Origin of the sequence: Massilia sp. UYP11, assembly GCF_050434805.1 — a bacterium.
In the GTDB taxonomy this organism is placed as follows: domain Bacteria; phylum Pseudomonadota; class Gammaproteobacteria; order Burkholderiales; family Burkholderiaceae_D; genus Telluria.
In genome coordinates, this window is sequence record NZ_JBNDJE010000023.1 from 1 (window position 1) to 14,854 (window position 14,854).

General features: G+C 44.0%; 20 protein-coding genes. 4 read left to right on the forward strand and 16 right to left on the reverse strand.

What is annotated here, in order from left to right:
• Positions 1 to 38: 38 nt before the first annotated feature.
• From ABIB38_RS21120 to ABIB38_RS21160, 9 genes are all read right to left on the reverse strand, one after another.
• On the reverse strand, positions 39 to 1,433 hold the full coding sequence (locus ABIB38_RS21120) for a type IV secretion system DNA-binding domain-containing protein (protein WP_429206663.1): 1,395 nt from the start codon (positions 1,431 to 1,433) through the stop codon (positions 39 to 41).
• 4 nt (positions 1,434 to 1,437) lie between these two features.
• A complete protein-coding gene (locus tag ABIB38_RS21125) occupies positions 1,438 to 1,875 on the reverse strand; it encodes a hypothetical protein (RefSeq protein WP_429206664.1) in 438 nt (145 codons plus the stop codon).
• 34 nt (positions 1,876 to 1,909) lie between these two features.
• On the reverse strand, positions 1,910 to 2,272 hold the full coding sequence (locus ABIB38_RS21130) for a hypothetical protein (RefSeq protein WP_429206665.1): 363 nt from the start codon (positions 2,270 to 2,272) through the stop codon (positions 1,910 to 1,912).
• A 34-nt stretch (positions 2,273 to 2,306) separates the two neighbouring features.
• Positions 2,307 to 2,627 (reverse strand): hypothetical protein, encoded by a 321-nt coding sequence (locus ABIB38_RS21135; RefSeq protein WP_429206666.1) that lies wholly within the window; start codon positions 2,625 to 2,627, stop codon positions 2,307 to 2,309.
• Positions 2,628 to 2,762: 135 nt separating this feature from the next.
• Entirely contained in the window at positions 2,763 to 3,737 is a 975-nt protein-coding gene (locus ABIB38_RS21140; protein WP_429206667.1) for a hypothetical protein, read from the reverse strand.
• A gap of 100 nt (positions 3,738 to 3,837) precedes the next feature.
• Positions 3,838 to 7,350 carry an AAA family ATPase gene (locus ABIB38_RS21145; RefSeq protein ID WP_429206668.1) on the reverse strand — a complete coding sequence of 1,171 codons (3,513 nt, stop codon included), beginning with the start codon at positions 7,348 to 7,350 and terminating at the stop codon, positions 3,838 to 3,840.
• Between the two features lie 15 nt (positions 7,351 to 7,365).
• On the reverse strand, positions 7,366 to 7,635 hold the full coding sequence (locus ABIB38_RS21150) for a hypothetical protein (RefSeq protein WP_429206669.1): 270 nt from the start codon (positions 7,633 to 7,635) through the stop codon (positions 7,366 to 7,368).
• Positions 7,635 to 7,940: a hypothetical protein gene (locus ABIB38_RS21155; RefSeq protein ID WP_429206670.1), complete on the reverse strand. Its 306-nt coding sequence runs from the start codon at positions 7,938 to 7,940 to the stop codon at positions 7,635 to 7,637. Before ABIB38_RS21155 ends, ABIB38_RS21150 begins: the two co-directional genes overlap by 1 nt.
• Before the next feature lie 2 nt (positions 7,941 to 7,942).
• Positions 7,943 to 8,551 carry a hypothetical protein gene (locus ABIB38_RS21160; RefSeq protein ID WP_429206671.1) on the reverse strand — a complete coding sequence of 203 codons (609 nt, stop codon included), beginning with the start codon at positions 8,549 to 8,551 and terminating at the stop codon, positions 7,943 to 7,945.
• A 366-nt stretch (positions 8,552 to 8,917) separates the two neighbouring features.
• Here ABIB38_RS21160 and ABIB38_RS21165 point away from each other — a divergent pair, with 366 nt between their 5' ends.
• The 3 genes from ABIB38_RS21165 to ABIB38_RS21175 are packed head-to-tail and all read left to right on the forward strand — an operon-like array spanning position 8,918 to position 10,219.
• Positions 8,918 to 9,202, forward strand: a complete 285-nt coding sequence (locus ABIB38_RS21165) for a hypothetical protein (RefSeq protein WP_429206672.1) — start codon at positions 8,918 to 8,920, stop codon at positions 9,200 to 9,202.
• Positions 9,195 to 9,932: a hypothetical protein gene (locus ABIB38_RS21170; RefSeq protein WP_429206673.1), complete on the forward strand. Its 738-nt coding sequence runs from the start codon at positions 9,195 to 9,197 to the stop codon at positions 9,930 to 9,932. Before ABIB38_RS21165 ends, ABIB38_RS21170 begins: the two co-directional genes overlap by 8 nt.
• Positions 9,933 to 9,943: 11 nt before the next feature.
• Positions 9,944 to 10,219 (forward strand): hypothetical protein, encoded by a 276-nt coding sequence (locus ABIB38_RS21175; protein WP_429206674.1) that lies wholly within the window; start codon positions 9,944 to 9,946, stop codon positions 10,217 to 10,219.
• Positions 10,220 to 10,269: 50 nt separating this feature from the next.
• On the opposite strand, the gene ABIB38_RS21180 is transcribed toward ABIB38_RS21175, so the two are convergent.
• From ABIB38_RS21180 to ABIB38_RS21190, 3 genes are all read right to left on the reverse strand, one after another.
• The gene (locus tag ABIB38_RS21180; protein ID WP_429206675.1) at positions 10,270 to 11,079 is read right to left on the reverse strand and encodes a hypothetical protein; all 810 of its coding nucleotides are present in this window, start codon (positions 11,077 to 11,079) and stop codon (positions 10,270 to 10,272) included.
• A gap of 42 nt (positions 11,080 to 11,121) precedes the next feature.
• Entirely contained in the window at positions 11,122 to 11,283 is a 162-nt protein-coding gene (locus ABIB38_RS21185; RefSeq protein ID WP_429206676.1) for a hypothetical protein, read from the reverse strand.
• A 90-nt stretch (positions 11,284 to 11,373) separates the two neighbouring features.
• The gene (locus ABIB38_RS21190) at positions 11,374 to 11,556 is read right to left on the reverse strand and encodes a hypothetical protein (protein ID WP_429206677.1); all 183 of its coding nucleotides are present in this window, start codon (positions 11,554 to 11,556) and stop codon (positions 11,374 to 11,376) included.
• Positions 11,557 to 12,297: 741 nt separating this feature from the next.
• On the opposite strand from ABIB38_RS21190, the gene ABIB38_RS21195 reads away from it, so the two are divergent.
• Positions 12,298 to 12,651: a hypothetical protein gene (locus tag ABIB38_RS21195; protein WP_429206678.1), complete on the forward strand. Its 354-nt coding sequence runs from the start codon at positions 12,298 to 12,300 to the stop codon at positions 12,649 to 12,651.
• 138 nt (positions 12,652 to 12,789) lie between these two features.
• Here ABIB38_RS21195 and ABIB38_RS21200 read toward each other — a convergent pair whose 3' ends face one another.
• The 4 genes from ABIB38_RS21200 to ABIB38_RS21215 all read right to left on the reverse strand — a co-directional run bounded on the left by ABIB38_RS21200 (position 12,790) and on the right by ABIB38_RS21215 (position 14,701).
• Positions 12,790 to 12,981 carry a hypothetical protein gene (locus ABIB38_RS21200; protein ID WP_429206679.1) on the reverse strand — a complete coding sequence of 64 codons (192 nt, stop codon included), beginning with the start codon at positions 12,979 to 12,981 and terminating at the stop codon, positions 12,790 to 12,792.
• Between the two features lie 20 nt (positions 12,982 to 13,001).
• Positions 13,002 to 13,157 carry a DUF4113 domain-containing protein gene (locus ABIB38_RS21205; protein WP_429206680.1) on the reverse strand — a complete coding sequence of 52 codons (156 nt, stop codon included), beginning with the start codon at positions 13,155 to 13,157 and terminating at the stop codon, positions 13,002 to 13,004.
• Between the two features lie 102 nt (positions 13,158 to 13,259).
• Positions 13,260 to 13,574: an EAL domain-containing protein gene (locus tag ABIB38_RS21210; protein WP_429206732.1), complete on the reverse strand. Its 315-nt coding sequence runs from the start codon at positions 13,572 to 13,574 to the stop codon at positions 13,260 to 13,262.
• A gap of 581 nt (positions 13,575 to 14,155) precedes the next feature.
• Complete coding sequence (locus ABIB38_RS21215; protein ID WP_429206681.1) at positions 14,156 to 14,701, reverse strand: hypothetical protein; 546 nt, start codon at positions 14,699 to 14,701, stop codon at positions 14,156 to 14,158.
• Between the last annotated feature and the right edge of the window lie 153 nt (positions 14,702 to 14,854).

Below are 14,854 nucleotides of genomic sequence, written 5' to 3' on the forward strand. Positions count from 1 at the left end.
GGTTTCATCATGACGGCACTCGCTGGCTTGGTTCGATGTCAGGATTTTACCCAGCCGCAGGCGTCTCGGCCGAGGTTTTTAGAGGTGGCCTTAAGCAAACCACTCATCATGAAGTGAGTGAAGTAGTTCTCTGGAATGTCTTCTGTTTTTTGCTCTTCGTCTTCGCCTACAGTTCTTGTAAGAGGGTATGCAGTGTTTATGAACCAGTTAAGCCAGAAAGGTTTCTGAAGAAGTGCAACACTCATTTGATGAATGTCAGCTTTGTGGTGGTAGCCATTCCAAATCTTGGCAAGCTCGATAGCGTCAGAAGAGTTCACTGATAAAGTGGACATGTGAGTCCCTACAGTGTTTTCAGGCCCTTCAAGAGTCTTCAATGCGTCTGGATAGTGCTCACGAGCGATCTCTATTAATGTTTTTTGTGGTTGATCTCTCCAATACGCGAAGTGTGAGAAGTTCCAATCTTCGCCGCATTGATTGCGTAGGAAGACCATGATAGCTACACCGATAGCCCTTGCTGAGTCAGACCAGTACGGCTCTTTCTCATTGGTCGGAATTCGTCCTGCCCAAAACGCTTTAAAGTCGGCGTCATACTCCAAGTCCCTTGCAAGCCAGTACTCAACACTGTGCTTTTCATCAGGCGCAAACTGAACTGTGTATTTTGCTTTGAACAAGTTGCCGTATTCCCCTTTTGGGGTATCTATAATCATGAGCTTGTCACGGCTACCATTTAAGATGCGGTAATACACTTGCATAATCTGTTGCTTTAGTACAACACCTTTTCCGCGCCGTGAGCCTCCAAGAAAGACCTGATGTGTCCTTCTGGAATCGTCCGGCATTCGTATGACTTTAGCTTTCTTGTCAAAAGTCTCTGCTACATTTGGTTTAAATCCCTTGTCGCTCGCAATGATCAAAGCTCTTCTACCATGCGGGAATTTTTCGCTCACTGTCGCTTTGATTTGCGCATCCCATGTGCGCTTTAAATCGTTGAAAGCTTCTTGTCCCTTTAGTAGGGTCTTGCCTCGGATCTGACGCTGGTTGTCTACAGGCTTCCAGGAATACATAAAGAACTTGTAGCCTACATAGCCACCGAAAACTGTTGCAAGGAAGTGTCTGATCGCTATCAGATGAACCTGCCCATTTTCAACAACATGATTCATCCAGCCACCATAGCTATAGTAAGACGGTAGCTTGACAAGCCTGCTTATGAACCAGTGATTGAAGTAGTGAAATATGTGTCCGAGTTTGCTGTAGTTAGACTCAGGCACAGGGAGGAAGGGGAAGTTGAACCAGGTCAAAAATAGGACAAGACTTGCCGTAGCTACAAAGCCAAGAACAGCTAGTGTAATAGCTGTCCCTGCGTGAATCACTGGTGTATATCCATCTAAGACACGTTTATCCCCCGGTAGTAAAACTATGGGTTTTTCATCTTTCATCTAATCATTTTCTCCCGAAGAAATTGGCTATGACGAATTCTCTTGAGCTTCCGCGATTAAGTTCGCCTGCGCGTTTCAGTGCTTCCTGACATTTTTGTTCAACATACTTCTCGCCTTCCACAATCTTTTCGCCAGGGCTATACAATTCATGTGCTTTTAAGCCGTCTTGATAAATGGTCTTCATACGAAATGCTGCTGCTCCAGCTTGCTCTTCAATTTGTGAAGAAAGTCTTTCTTGCTCGCGGCGTGGCTCCTGACACTCTGTTTTGTAGATAGCATCTTTAGCTGCAAAAAGACGGTTCTCTTCTTTAACTATGAAAATCTCTTCCAAGTTGTTTGCACGTAGAATTCCTGTAAAAGCTAATGCTCCAAGAACCACTGTTCCTAATAAGGCGAAAAATACCTTCCCGTTGTTTCCTTCATTGTTGCTGTTTTGATTCATTTTTATTCTCCTGTAATTTGTTTGTATGGTTGGCTTAGATCAACACACTTAGCCATTCGTAGATTGCGCCAACTTTGTACCCAACAAATACTGTTGCGGCGAATGAGGCAAAGAAGATTGCATGAGTTTTCAAATCAACAATTACGGTCTTGCGTGCATCCTTCTTCTTTTCGATGTCGGTTCTCTCTTTCAATGCTCTGCAATTTTCGTCAAAATTGTCTATGTAACCTTCCATTAGGACTGGGTCAATCTTAGTGTCGTCGTCAGATAGAATTATTGCTTCGTATTCTGCATGTGCTTTGTTGAATTCTCTTGTTCTTACCTTCATGTTAAACTCCTGTTTTATTTTTGTTGTTAATATAGTTATAGCAAAATGATTTCCAAAGTAAAGGGTCATACCCTGAATTGGATATCATATGTGTTTAAAAATATCAGGTGGAGTGTATGAAGGGTTTTGTATCGGGATCGAACTCTCCCAAATCTGGAAATTCTTCAAGTGTCGCTGGCTGATGGGTTGTTTGTTGAGGAACTATCGCACTTTCAAGAGGCGCTATGTTGTCTGTGCAAACTACGATTGCTGTTCGTTCATTAGAAGTCCAAGTGATTGTGTGCATGATCTTGCAGTAGAAGCGAACTTCATCTTTTAGTGCAAAAGCTAGAGCGTTTGGGCAACCGTCGCAAACTAGTTTTTCTTCAGCTTTGGGCTTTATATTTTCTTCTACTGTTTTGAATAATCGGGTGTTAGTCATCATTTCGTATCTCCTTAGTGTATATATTAGTTATATATAAAACAAAAGGAAAAGCAATAGCTAGGCTTAAGTCAAAAGCATTATTTGGAAAAAGAAAAAGCCCCATGAAGGGGCTTTTGATGGATAGAGAAGGGAAGGTTAGTTCAGAAAAGCTTTGATGAGTTCGTCAGCTTTAGTAAAGTCCAGGACACGTTCAGTGTCTATGTCGTTCGATGATAGTGTTTCTTCCAAGCTGTTTAGAGCTTTGATCGTGCAAAACTTGCGTACAGTCTCGGGTTCGTCTAATAAATGGAGTGCAATAATCGCACCCATGCGTTCTACAACTTTGTGGTCATAAACCTTGCGAACATCTAGGTTTCGATAGAACTCAAGGAAATATTTGAAGTTTCCGTCACCCATCGCATGTCTTACTTCTAAAACTTCAGGACGGTCAAATACATCTTCAGGAACAATGATCTTGGCTCCACGTGGATCTGCAAGTACAGCTTCCACTACTCTCATTGCAATGTATCCAGGAATAACTGATTGGATAGCTGATAGTTTTTGATCCTCGGTTCCGTGTTCTCTTAAGTACCTAAATTGAACGAAGTGAGCTATAGCTTCGCTCAAGATTCCGAAATTGGTGAAGTAATCGTTGTCGGCAATTGGCCTTCTCAACATGAACTCGACGGTATGCCCTAGCTCATGAAGAAGCAGATCAACAGATACGAAGCCATTTCCTTTAGGTGGAAGCAAAACAGCATGTTCGTTCTCGGCGCACGAGAGTGCTCTTCCTTCAGATAAATGGTTCAAGCCGTTGACGCGAAGAACCCTAACCTCTGAGAGATCGACATCCAATAACTTTTCAACATAAGTCTTGCAGAAATCAATCTTATCGTCAATTTCTTCAAAGGCACTGTCGTCTGTAGGTTTCGTGCTTCTAGTGATTACCTCATTAGAGATGAAGGTGTCGTTGATTAGTTTATCTGCTTGGGGAAACTTGTACTGACAATATTTATTGTTATCGTTGTAGTTCTGGATTTGAATTTCAAGAGACTGCGATTTGACTTTTCGTTCAGCCCTATATGCAGCTTTCCGTTTACGTTCTAGATCATACAAAATTGCCCTGCTCATCGGTTCTCCCTAATGATGACTGAATGCTACGGCTTCAGGATAGCGGAAATAAGTCGTCCATTGCAACGACTTACTGATGAGGAGGGCGGTTTTTCGTATGTTATCTGGTCAAGCCCAACTCCTTCTTCTTGGCCTTCGTCTTCTTCGCAGCAAGGGCCGGCGCCGCTGACTCTGGCACTACAGGCTTGATGGTAGGAAGCTGGTTCAACATGATCGGCTTACTCTTGCGAGCGTGTTCAGGGATGAATTCCTCTTCCTTCTTCACCGCCTTGGCCTTCATGACTGGCTCGGCTATACCTGCGGCCAAGTCCTTCCTCAACTGCTTCGCTTCCTTGTAGGCATTTACGTGCTCGCCGTCTAGTAGCTGATAGTCCAATGTGCTCTTCTTATAGCTTTCCTTCGCCATCGCAGAAATAATATTGGTAAAATCGTCAACCCTATGTTGCACTATCCCTACCTCGGCCATCTTCTCGTAGTTCTCGTTCAAGAATGCTCGTGCCTCTCCAAATGACTGAGTGACTTCAAGCGGAAGCTCTACACCTCGGCTCTTCGCTACCAGGCGTGCAACCTCTACCATCCTTGCGGTCGGTTCCTTGTCTTCAGCTTTTTCGGCAAGCTTATCCGCCATCTGGTCACTCAGAAACATGGTCACATTTTTTTTATGTCTAGAGCAAGCCACGTACGCCTGGTGCAAACTGTTACTATTTTGAGAAGGCACATACATAGCCGACATTTTTGTTTGCCCTTGGCTCTTGTGTGTTGTGATGCAGTACGCTGAACGGATAGCAGGCTTCTTCTTCTTACAGTCCATGAAGACTTCCTTGCCAGTGTCCAGGCGAATTTGAAGAGCAATCGGCTTCTTGGTCAGCTTGTCCATCTTGAAGCCAATGACTGTGCCAGTCTGTGAGTTCGCAACTTCAAGCGGATCTGCATCGCTACTTTTACTGCTCTTGGTGAAAATAACGCGGTCGCCCTCGGAGAACCCTCTCTCAACCTTATCAGCGCATGTGATTGTTGCCTGATCCACTTCTGGCAGTTTGCCTTCCTTCTTCAATGCCGCACGTACCTCGTTGTTCAGGCGCTCCACCTCAAAGTTAGTCGCTGCAATCATTACCTTCTGTTCAAACGAAGTCGCAACCTCCACCTTCTCAGTCTTGGACACGAAGCCGTTGGGGCCGGCAACCTTGACTGTCTTCTCTTCCATATGGGTTGCAGTCATGTAGGCTTGTACGGCCGCTGCAATGCGCTCGTCTTCGGTCTTGGTGATAATCACTCTGCCGTGGTCGTAAAGGCTTCTAACGGCCTTTGCTGACCTCCCTGATGCGAAGTCGTTGACCATCTCACGTTGCCAGGAATCGCTTTGACGATTGATCTCTGTAACAGGCGTGAATCCGAACTCATCGCTCAAGGTTCTCAGTACGCTTCCAAGCCCGACATTTTGCAATTGCTGTACCTCTCCAGATAGAACCAGTCGGGCTCCTACCTTGTTCGCATGCATAACTAAGTCATGCATTGGTTCAAGATCCATCATGCCTGCCTCATCAATCACAATAACGGTGTCCTTAGTGATTTTTTTCTTGTCGGTCTTTAATAGCTGTAAGAGTTTAGCTGTATTGAATGACTGTCCAGCTTTCATGTTTGTAGACTTTTCTAACTCAATTGTCGCGGCTGCTGATGTTGAAGTTCCCATCATAGTCACGCCCTTGGTTTCGTAGAAGTCCTTCACACATTCAAGTAAAAAGCTTTTCCCACTCCCTGCACGTCCAGCTATATTTACAATTCCGCCCTTGCTACAGATTGCAGCTATAACCGCGTCACGTTGTCCCTTGGCCATCTTCACAGGCTTACCGAACTGAGTACTCTTCATATCTTCCCAACTGATAATAAATTCTGATACTTCCTGTTCAGAGTAGGAAAGGTGCGACTCGTCCTTGCGAGCATTCAAGGTGTCAAAGATACGCATCTCCATATCCCGTATGCCCTTGGTAGTAAATTGCATATTTTTCGACCATTGAATCATCTTCTGCTGTCTTTCAAACGGCTCCATAGCCTTGTTCTCCATGAACTCTTTGAAGTAGTCCAGCTTGGTCTTGTCCATCATGTGTAGGCAGTTATCGTTAAAGAGCTGCTCAGCCTTGCGGAAAGCCCCTTCCTTGTCGTGAGTCTCGAGAAGCTGCTTGACCATGTGTGCTTTGAACTGGTGCTCAGTAAAGCTCACTTCACGGTGCTTGCGGATGAAGCCCTGAATCAATCGTTCGTCGGCTGCTGCATCGCTTTCGTATGTTGTCTCTACCATTTGGACGGAGCGACGCTTAGCGGCCGGGAGATTACCCTGCTTGTACAAACCTGCTGGCACTTGGTAGTTGAACTTGGTGCTTTGGCCGTTACGAACCGCTTGAGCGTTCACCTTCCTCTGGTAGTTGGTAAGCAACTGCTCGTCATCGAGCTTGGCAGTGTTCGGCATGACTTGGTTGAACCTCATAGCCTTCTTCACGTGGTCCGCGGTGAAGCCTAGTTGGTCGTATTGGACTTTCCACTGTGCTCTAAGCTCAGAAGGGGAGAGGTCAGTCTTCTCGTCACGAGTCTCAAGGCGAGCATGTTCCATTTCCAGGAAGCTCATAGGCTTACCCTTCTTCTTCACTGCATCTTCGATCTCCTTCTGGCGTGCGCCTGCGAAGTCCTGGACGTTTTGAGGTACGAAGTCGTCAGTTAGATCGTAAGCACAAATATTCTTTTCATGGTCGGCAAGGAATTCATTGTTCAAGTCGTCGTCCAAGTAGACAGGTTTGAAGACAAAGCCAAGCTCTTGCTCCATCATGTGCTTCATTGCAGCTTGAAAGATGGCGTTGTAGTGATCTTTGTTCTGCACAACCTGATCAGTGTTTAATGAATACAGCTTGTCGTCATATCCTAGAGCTACATTCAAAAGGTCCCCATGTATATGATAGAAAGGAAGTTCGCTGCGATTCTCCGAGTGCATGAAGTTCACCCATAAGATTTCTTTCACATAGTGAAGATCTACACCGTCCTTACCAGTTCTTATTAATGCATCTTCTAACATAGCTGGAAGAACATGCTCTTTCATCACTCTGTTGAACATGTCTTTAACCTTGTTCTCAACACTTGGATCTTCAGTTGCAAGCCTAGCAACAGCAGATGACACATTGCCAGCTAAGCCAAAAATAAACTCAACACCAAGACGCTTCTGCTTCGTGTTAGTAGCAGGCTCAAGAACATAGTCACCCTTGCTATTAATCTGTGAAGCCGCTTTGGTGAATTGAACCATTTTGCCGCGTGGTGTATCAATGACTAAATCTTGTAGAGGAGAGTCAGCAGGTATTTTTGCAGCAGGCGCATAGCCATTACAAAAATCTTCCCAAAGGTCTAAAGTCATCACTTGATCAGTCAACCCTAGCTCTTTTGCGATACCACCCGCAATCATAGGGTTGAAGGGCATACTCTCAATGATGGCTTTAAACTTCGGGTCGTTGAGGTTTGGATTTACTTCGTCTGGATATGCTTTCTTGATCTCGGCAAGCAAAGCAGTCATGTTGTACTTCAACTGCTTCTTGTGGTAGTCCAAGTTGTTCATCTTTTTAAAATCTATAAGCATGGGCTGTGTCTCTTGTTATTTGTGTGCGTTGATTGTATTGATTTTGAAATATAGGTCTTCCAGGCGTTCATCGGTCTTGGCATTGCCATCATTTACAGCTTTTGTTAATTCTTTCAAAGCCATTGTGTTCTGAACATAAAGCTCGTGATACCTAAGCATGAAATCAACGGCCTTCCTGTATGCCTCGCCCTTACCCTTAATGCCATGTGCTTTTTGAAGTAGCTCAAGCTTCAATGCATCTTCCTCAAACACCTTCACTGAATCTACTCGTAAGTGGTTTTTCATTATTTATCCTTTCCCTTGGTTGGTTCATTGGTTCGCATTTTCAAAGCTGCTTGTTGAAGAAAGCTCTGCTTTTCAGCCTGCTCTTTTCCTTCCTGTTCTTTCGCCTTACGCTCCCTATCCATCAATATTTTGATTCGGTGAGACATATCCTTTCTCAACTGCTCATGCGGATTACGGTTGTGCTTGGTGCAAGTGTCGTAGTACTTCGCCTTCAACTCTGGATCAATTGGAATGACTAGAAAGCCTTTTCCTATTAGCTGGCTTAACTGCTCCATAATTTCTTTGTCAAATGGTGATCCGCTCATAATTATCTACCTCTCCCTAGAGACTTTGACTTAACGATCTTGACAGTGTTTTTGTGTTCAGGCTTTGAGAACTCGGTGATTAATTCCTTTGCGAAGTCGTCAAGCTCAACTTTGTACTCACTCTTTGGTGTGTCAACCAATACTGGTGGAATCTTTTCACTAAGTTCACTCTTCATCATTTTATTTATGTCTGTATAGCCTTGGCTGGTTGATCCAACTAGTTCAGCCATTTGTATTGGCAACTCCTTCGCCATCACTTTATCTAAAGCATTACTTCTCTTGATAGCATCAAACTCTTTAACGGTCACGTTTGAGTAAGCGAAGTTCTCAGTGTTGATGTCAAAGCGGTAGCTCTTAATGAACTCTTCAAGGTTCGCTTCATGCTTGGTAGTGAAAAGAACTTTTCCCATGTTGATGAAGCTGAATCTCAAATCTACGCCTGACTTCTCTCTGATCTTATTAATAGCGCGGCATGCTAATGAGTTGTCGTTCCTGTACTTCGCTACTTCAAAATAGAAGGCTCCGGTAGTTGGGTCCACTACTTGTTTTACTTTAGTGTCAGCTTTCAATAGCACTTCATTCCACATGTTTATTTTATTAGTTATGTTCATAGTTGATCCTTTTTTATTGGTTTATAGCATTAATATAGCTATAAAAAATAAGGAGTCAACGGGTCATACCTTATATATTTGTGAAAATCGTCCATGAGCCTAGAGGCTCAACGGGAAAATGAAATTTTCGCAAACTATACATTTCAATGTGATGAGTGCTTATGAATTACTTTTTAAGAACAACGGCGAAAAAATTACATCGACAACACTAAAAAAGACACATACTGATTTTGGAAGACATACAAAGACGTTCGCAGATAAATCAAGACATAAAATGTTACTGAACAGACTCAAACTGATAGTTTGGGTTGTTGACTTTTCTTTTTCATCGATTATGATTAATTAAAATGAAATTATGGCGAATCGATGAATATTTTAGAAATGACTAGGCAGGCGATTAGAGATGAAGAGGATAATTTGCTTGTGCATGAAGTGCGCGACTCACTTGCGGATGTGTTTCGCAAGAACATTCGCTTATGGGACTATGAGCTTTTGCCGTTGCTTAAGATACAGCGTAAGAATCAATATCAGTACTTAGCTGACTTACTTACCAGGGCGGGATATGAATGCTCGGTAGACCAGGTTGGGGCATATCTTTCTAGAACTCGTGCTGAGGTATATGGGAAGAGAAAAGGGGCGAAAAATGATTGATGATAATTTCGCTCAATGGACTAAAGAATTATTAGACGAAGAGAGAAGAAACGGTAAGGCGACTAATGTTCTACAAATTTGTGTTGAGAACTTCGATGTTTGGGAAAATGAATTGATACCGTTGCTTCGTAGAAATGGTAAGCCGTGGTATCGGTCAATCGTTGAGATGTTGCATAAGAATGGCAACACTAATGCTAACGAAGCAATGATTCAAAAGTACTTTTCTCGCATAAGGAAGAAGAAGGGGCTAACTGGTCAGAAAGCATCTATTGCTTCTTCCCTCACACAAACTCGCTCCGTCGACGTCGTACCTAGTCCAGTAGCCGTGTCGCACCAGGTGGCGCCAGTGGAAGCGGTTGAGACACAAGTTCTTCCGCACCAGATACAAGCTGTCCGTCACACGCCTCCTAAACCGGCTATCGATCAGGAACATGCACATGTCTTTGCCAAGACTTCGCTAACTCCTGCTGTAGATTTTGAAGATTTGCGTGAAGAAGAAGACAGGTGGAAGAGGGAAGCACAAGAAGGGTGGGTAGCTGAATGGACGGGTGTTGATGAATATGTGTGGTTGGGGTTCCTTGAGAAAATTAACGAATACAACAGGTACAACAATCCAAAGTGGACTGTGTCGGGCAACCACACTAAATTTAAGAATGAGCTTGGAACCGAACAACAGAAAAACGTGTTCGATCTATTGAAGAGGAAGGTGGTAGTGCAAAGAAAAATTTAAAAGGAGAAAGTATGAAAGACGATGATTTTGAAAGAATAAGTGCAGAGGTGAGGCGGCTAACATATGAAGCCATTGAGGAAGGACACAGAGCTTCTATACTCGTCAAGCCAGGAATGACACTTGATGAAGTTTTCCAGACTAACTATAGAATTTTCCTAAGTGATAGATTTGCGAGTTGTGATTATGGAAGAGAGTTCTGGATTGCTTACATCCTTGAACTTAATGGCTATGAAGCTTCTATTGGTGAGATTGTAAAGCGGTTAGATTTATTGAGAAAAAGAAGCTAGCATTTCACAAGTATGCTAGACAAAAGAGAAAGCCCCTAACGGGGCTATTTTTATGCAAGGTAAGGTAAGAAGTCGCGCTCAAAATCGTTAATCAACTCGTCCAAAACTACCCAATCAAATAGATCCATTTTCCCCTCGTCGTTCATCTTTCTCAACTGTTCAAAAGACTTGGACTTAATTAGTGAAACTGCTGTAGGTTCCAACTTCGTTCTGATAGTGATTGTGCTTGCTTGCCCTTGTGTGATCATGTCCTGAATAATCTTACTGTTCGCAAACGCTTGGTGAACTTCTTTCTTGTTCTTCCCCATTAGTCCTTCATTGAAAACAAATAAGAAATGAATGTTCTCAATGTCTATACCGTCAAAAGTGCTGATCATCGCTTCGGCTGATGCAATAGACTTGTCAGGGGTAGCGATAGGTACGATCTCAAGAATGTCGCGTTTCATTAACTTATGTATCTTCACATATGCTTCTTGTGATGGAAGCTTGTTTTGCTCGTCAATGCCGTCCGCTGGATTGTCTAACAAAATATCAACTTCTTTGATTTCTGCTACGCCAAGAATATCAATAGACTTTCTACCGTCTTCTCTAACGTCAAAGTGGGCAACCCCCTCAATAGGATCTTGCTTACTAATATCTAGTAATTGACCTTTACTGTACTGTCCATGAACAGTTAAAAGCTCTTGGTGGTGTTTGTCTAAAGTGAACTTTGCTAAACGAACTCCAAGATTCTTGCATACACCAGCAACTAACAAACTTAGGATAGTTTTACCTACGCTTCCTTCGTTGCTGATGATGTTGATTACCTTCTTGTTGCGCTCTGCTGTTTTGACTGCTTCTCTTAATTCTCTGATACTCATATAAATCTCCTGTTGTTATTTTTTTGTGTGCCGCTCGGTTTCTTATTTTGCTTTTGGTGTATCTCTATCAATCTTCTCTTGAACTGCTATCTGAATGTATTTCGCCATAGTTCGTTCCTGATCCTTTGTAAGCTCCTTCGCTTTCAATGCAACTCGTAATGGCAATTTCAGTAAGTAGCAATATTTTTCTTTTTGTGTATCCATGTATTCTCCTTTTCTTATGTATATATAAAGTATATAGCAAATATATATTCTGGAGTCAACATGGAAGAGCCTCTAAAGGCTCTTATATTTTTAAATTGAAGCTAACCAATTCATGAAATTTTCATTTGTAGGGTTGGCTAAGTAGATTGCTTCATGTTCTGTTATGAAATCGTAGTCGTCTGCTTCAATTTGTACTTCTGCATAACGAACTGTGTTTGTATTGTACATCTGTGCTACCGGGTTTGATGCTGATAATAATTCTAATGTTCTCATGTTTGCTCCAATTTTATCGTTTTAGTTTTTATTTTTACTTACCTGTGACTGCATCAATCATGCTGTCAAGCTTTACCCAAACATAGCCCACTACGTTCCAAATCATTGAGCCAATTGTGTCTTTGAAGAAGGCCATTCCAAGTATGCCGATTATTAAGAAAAGTATCGCCATTTTAATTCCCCTTTGTTTTTGTTGTTATAATCCTATGATATATTATTGATATACAAAAGCAAGGTTAAGGCAAGGTTTTCCGACAAACGGTAAGAAACACAGATAAACGGCAAAAATGGATATCAGTGGAAGAAAACGACCTCGTGAGAAGGCTCAGGTTGGGCTTTCGCAGTGTAGTTGGTACGAATGTGCCAGGTGTATGAAAAAACGCTTGTAGGGCTTCTAAACGAATTTCAGCAAAGCGGTAGGGTGTTCAAAAAAAGAGAAAACCATACGAGCCAAGCGCAGCGTAAACGGAGGGCCCTGCGGGTTGAGCGACTAGATAGCGGGGTGGATTGATACCAGGGCGAAGCTGGAAGTCCTGCAAGGACAGGGAAGGGCGAAAGCCTTCAGGTAGAGACTATTAGTATCGTATTTTCACGCACAGTCTGCAAGGAAGTCACGGCCCTCGTGCGATCACGATTTGACCATCGGCAGTTTGGTAAAGTTGGCAACTTTGCACTCTTAAGGCTTACTGTAGTAAAATCTAGCGTTAACAAGTCCAGTTAAAGTTAGACCACACGGATCAAATGAAATCTATGCAACGTCATTTTGTAACTTCACGTCTCGGACGTGGAGTTGTTCACACAACAGAAAAGGATGATGGAAGCGTAGAGATAAAGGTACGTCTTCTTGATCATCCGGAAACCGATAACTTCGTACTTCAGGTTGATCAGAGCGGTGTTGAGTCATTCGGTCTTCCGCACATGGAGATGTTATTTCGCCTGAGTCGTATTTCTATCTCTCATTTGCTCTCTCAGCTAACTCGTGGCGCGCAACTCGATAGTAGCAAGCTAGATTTGACGGTAAAACCTTGGAATGGGGACCTTGCGGAGAGAGCTTTCGGCGGCGCCACGGTTGGATGCGTACATCTGTACACCTAGATTGTATCGTTTAGGACCAGGGCGAAGCTGGAAGTCCGTCAGGACAGGGAAGGGCGAAAGCCTTCAGGTAGGGGTGAGGTTTTGATGAGGTAAGAGAAAAGCCCACATAGTTGTGGGCTTGGATTGGAGTGTAGATTTTTACAGTGCTTGCTGGAGGTTGTTTAATCCTGCTTCAGCGGCTCGCTTAGCCTCGCGTTCCAAAGCTTTACGTTCACGTTCATCTATCCGTTTTTTCGCTTCGTCCTTTTCAGCTTGGGACTTGTGAGGATGATTCGTGATCTTAAAATCTTTATCGGCTTTTCTTTGTTTTGCATAACTCACATAAGGCATTGTGACTCCCCTTAGAGTGTTCAGTTGGCTCTTGCTACTGGTAGTTCGTCCCATCTTGTCGTGTAGCAAGGTGTCTTGTTTTCTGCCTTCATAGACCAGGTGGCGGTTGTGCCAGCAGATCCAAGCCTGACTGTATCACGGCCATAAAGGTTGTTGAGGCTGTCTAGCGCTTCCATGATTTTCTTACTCTTCTGTTTAGTTTCATAAACCTTAAACCTTGAAGCCAATCTACGGGATTAGGTGAGAGGCTGGTAGTCGGACAACAATTCAAAACCCGCTTAGCCAGCGCTGAAGTCATCAATGGCAGTGCGGAAACCGAGTTTGTCATAAGCTCGGATGATCCGCACGAGATGTGAGCGGTCTTGCACGCGTTCACCTTCGGTCACTTCGAAAATAATGTTTTCGACTGAGAAATCATGCTCGCGGGCTGCTGCCAAGATCGACTGAATACAGGTCGCCGGATAATTGACAGCATTCGGCAAAAAATTGATTGAAAGCCGTTCGCGGCTACCCAGGCAGGCCGCGCTATGTATAGCCCCGACGCGGCACCTTTGGTCAAACTGGTATAGATTGTCGGCAGTAACGCGGCGCAGAACCTCAGCGGCACCTTCGCCATTCGGACCGCGTACTAAAGCCTAGTAAGCGACGATACTGCGGTGGCTAACGTCAACAATCGGCTAGTAGGAAAAGCGTAGCTCAAAGTCAAGTTTTTTGCTCTGATGACACTTGTCGCAGCCGTGGATATCCGAATGCGGAATTGACTGGAGGGAAATCATACGTGACCTGTATCGTAAGGTCACAGTGTGCACAGAAGGAAACGCTAACGGATCAGAAATGTGCGCACGACTGGGAAAATCGGTCCTTTTGTGGACTAGTATCTCCATTTTAATACTTGACTTCCTGACCTTGCGAAGTGCGAATATGATGGCCCGACGTGCTCTAAGTAGTCTCCCCCATAGGTGGCAATGCTAGCCGGACAGCCTTTTTCATTTTTGGCGGTTACTATTGATCATGCGGGTGCTCAGATCAAGGTCTCGCGATTGTCGCGCCTCCGATTCACTTGCAGCGTGAAAGTACTAGCGCCAAAAAAATTCGCCCTTCGATACATAGGTGGTCTGATCTGGATTAGCAGGCCATTAGTTTCTGGAAAATGCGGTGCTGCAACAAGTTTAATTCAATCGCGGCCATTTTTCCGATTTCGATTACGATCCAAGATGTTCAATACGAATTCAGTAGTGACTCCGTATACAACATGCGCAATCAAGCCGCGTGCATGCGCTTGCCAAGGATACGAACCCGGTTTTGCGCCAAGCCCGCTTAACGAATTCAAGGCTTCGTCCTGTACCAAGAAAAGACTGAGACCGAATAGCGCTCCACGCGATACTCCATGACCAGGTATCTTCTCTCGCATCAATGCGTACCCCGCCGCTGGCGTAATACCAATCGAGTAATGAGTTAAGTTTCCAGCAACGTCATGCTGGCGGTCAGTCAGATTCAACCCAGTAAGCTGTTCGACTTTGCTGACCAGCACGTGTGAAGGCGGTTCCCCTCCAGGCCGGACACCTATCGTCTGTGCGCGCGCTAATGGATCCTCTCGGTTCCACATAAACCAGTCGACACGGTCAAGTGCCCACACAGCCACTGCGCCAGCCACTACACCCATCAATGCTGTAGAGACACCCCCTGCCGTATCCGTGTCTAGTGGAATAAATTTTTCCATAACTCCTCCGGTTCGTTGTTCGTCATCGTATAACGGAATGACAGAACAATACGCACGATTCATCTCAGCGGATTTTTTGGACAAGGCATGCTTTCAGACAAGTGTGCATGGGGCTCGCTTTCCAACTTAATGAAAATACCTACCTATGTTTTC

What these genes read in the sequence shown, in the direction of transcription:
- ABIB38_RS21120 (WP_429206663.1), bottom strand. Translation starts at nt 1,433, where the DNA reads ATGAAAGATGAAAAACCCATAGTTTTACTACCGGGGGATAAACGTGTC.
- ABIB38_RS21125 (WP_429206664.1), bottom strand. Translation starts at nt 1,875, where the DNA reads ATGAATCAAAACAGCAACAATGAAGGAAACAACGGGAAGGTATTTTTC.
- ABIB38_RS21130 (WP_429206665.1), bottom strand. Translation starts at nt 2,272, where the DNA reads ATGACCCTTTACTTTGGAAATCATTTTGCTATAACTATATTAACAACA.
- ABIB38_RS21135 (WP_429206666.1), bottom strand. Translation starts at nt 2,627, where the DNA reads ATGATGACTAACACCCGATTATTCAAAACAGTAGAAGAAAATATAAAG.
- ABIB38_RS21140 (WP_429206667.1), bottom strand. Translation starts at nt 3,737, where the DNA reads ATGAGCAGGGCAATTTTGTATGATCTAGAACGTAAACGGAAAGCTGCA.
- ABIB38_RS21145 (WP_429206668.1), bottom strand. Translation starts at nt 7,350, where the DNA reads ATGCTTATAGATTTTAAAAAGATGAACAACTTGGACTACCACAAGAAG.
- ABIB38_RS21150 (WP_429206669.1), bottom strand. Translation starts at nt 7,635, where the DNA reads ATGAAAAACCACTTACGAGTAGATTCAGTGAAGGTGTTTGAGGAAGAT.
- ABIB38_RS21155 (WP_429206670.1), bottom strand. Translation starts at nt 7,940, where the DNA reads ATGAGCGGATCACCATTTGACAAAGAAATTATGGAGCAGTTAAGCCAG.
- ABIB38_RS21160 (WP_429206671.1), bottom strand. Translation starts at nt 8,551, where the DNA reads ATGAACATAACTAATAAAATAAACATGTGGAATGAAGTGCTATTGAAA.
- ABIB38_RS21165 (WP_429206672.1), top strand. Translation starts at nt 8,918, where the DNA reads ATGAATATTTTAGAAATGACTAGGCAGGCGATTAGAGATGAAGAGGAT.
- ABIB38_RS21170 (WP_429206673.1), top strand. Translation starts at nt 9,195, where the DNA reads ATGATTGATGATAATTTCGCTCAATGGACTAAAGAATTATTAGACGAA.
- ABIB38_RS21175 (WP_429206674.1), top strand. Translation starts at nt 9,944, where the DNA reads ATGAAAGACGATGATTTTGAAAGAATAAGTGCAGAGGTGAGGCGGCTA.
- ABIB38_RS21180 (WP_429206675.1), bottom strand. Translation starts at nt 11,079, where the DNA reads ATGAGTATCAGAGAATTAAGAGAAGCAGTCAAAACAGCAGAGCGCAAC.
- ABIB38_RS21185 (WP_429206676.1), bottom strand. Translation starts at nt 11,283, where the DNA reads ATGGATACACAAAAAGAAAAATATTGCTACTTACTGAAATTGCCATTA.
- ABIB38_RS21190 (WP_429206677.1), bottom strand. Translation starts at nt 11,556, where the DNA reads ATGAGAACATTAGAATTATTATCAGCATCAAACCCGGTAGCACAGATG.
- ABIB38_RS21195 (WP_429206678.1), top strand. Translation starts at nt 12,298, where the DNA reads ATGAAATCTATGCAACGTCATTTTGTAACTTCACGTCTCGGACGTGGA.
- ABIB38_RS21200 (WP_429206679.1), bottom strand. Translation starts at nt 12,981, where the DNA reads ATGCCTTATGTGAGTTATGCAAAACAAAGAAAAGCCGATAAAGATTTT.
- ABIB38_RS21205 (WP_429206680.1), bottom strand. Translation starts at nt 13,157, where the DNA reads ATGGAAGCGCTAGACAGCCTCAACAACCTTTATGGCCGTGATACAGTC.
- ABIB38_RS21215 (WP_429206681.1), bottom strand. Translation starts at nt 14,701, where the DNA reads ATGGAAAAATTTATTCCACTAGACACGGATACGGCAGGGGGTGTCTCT.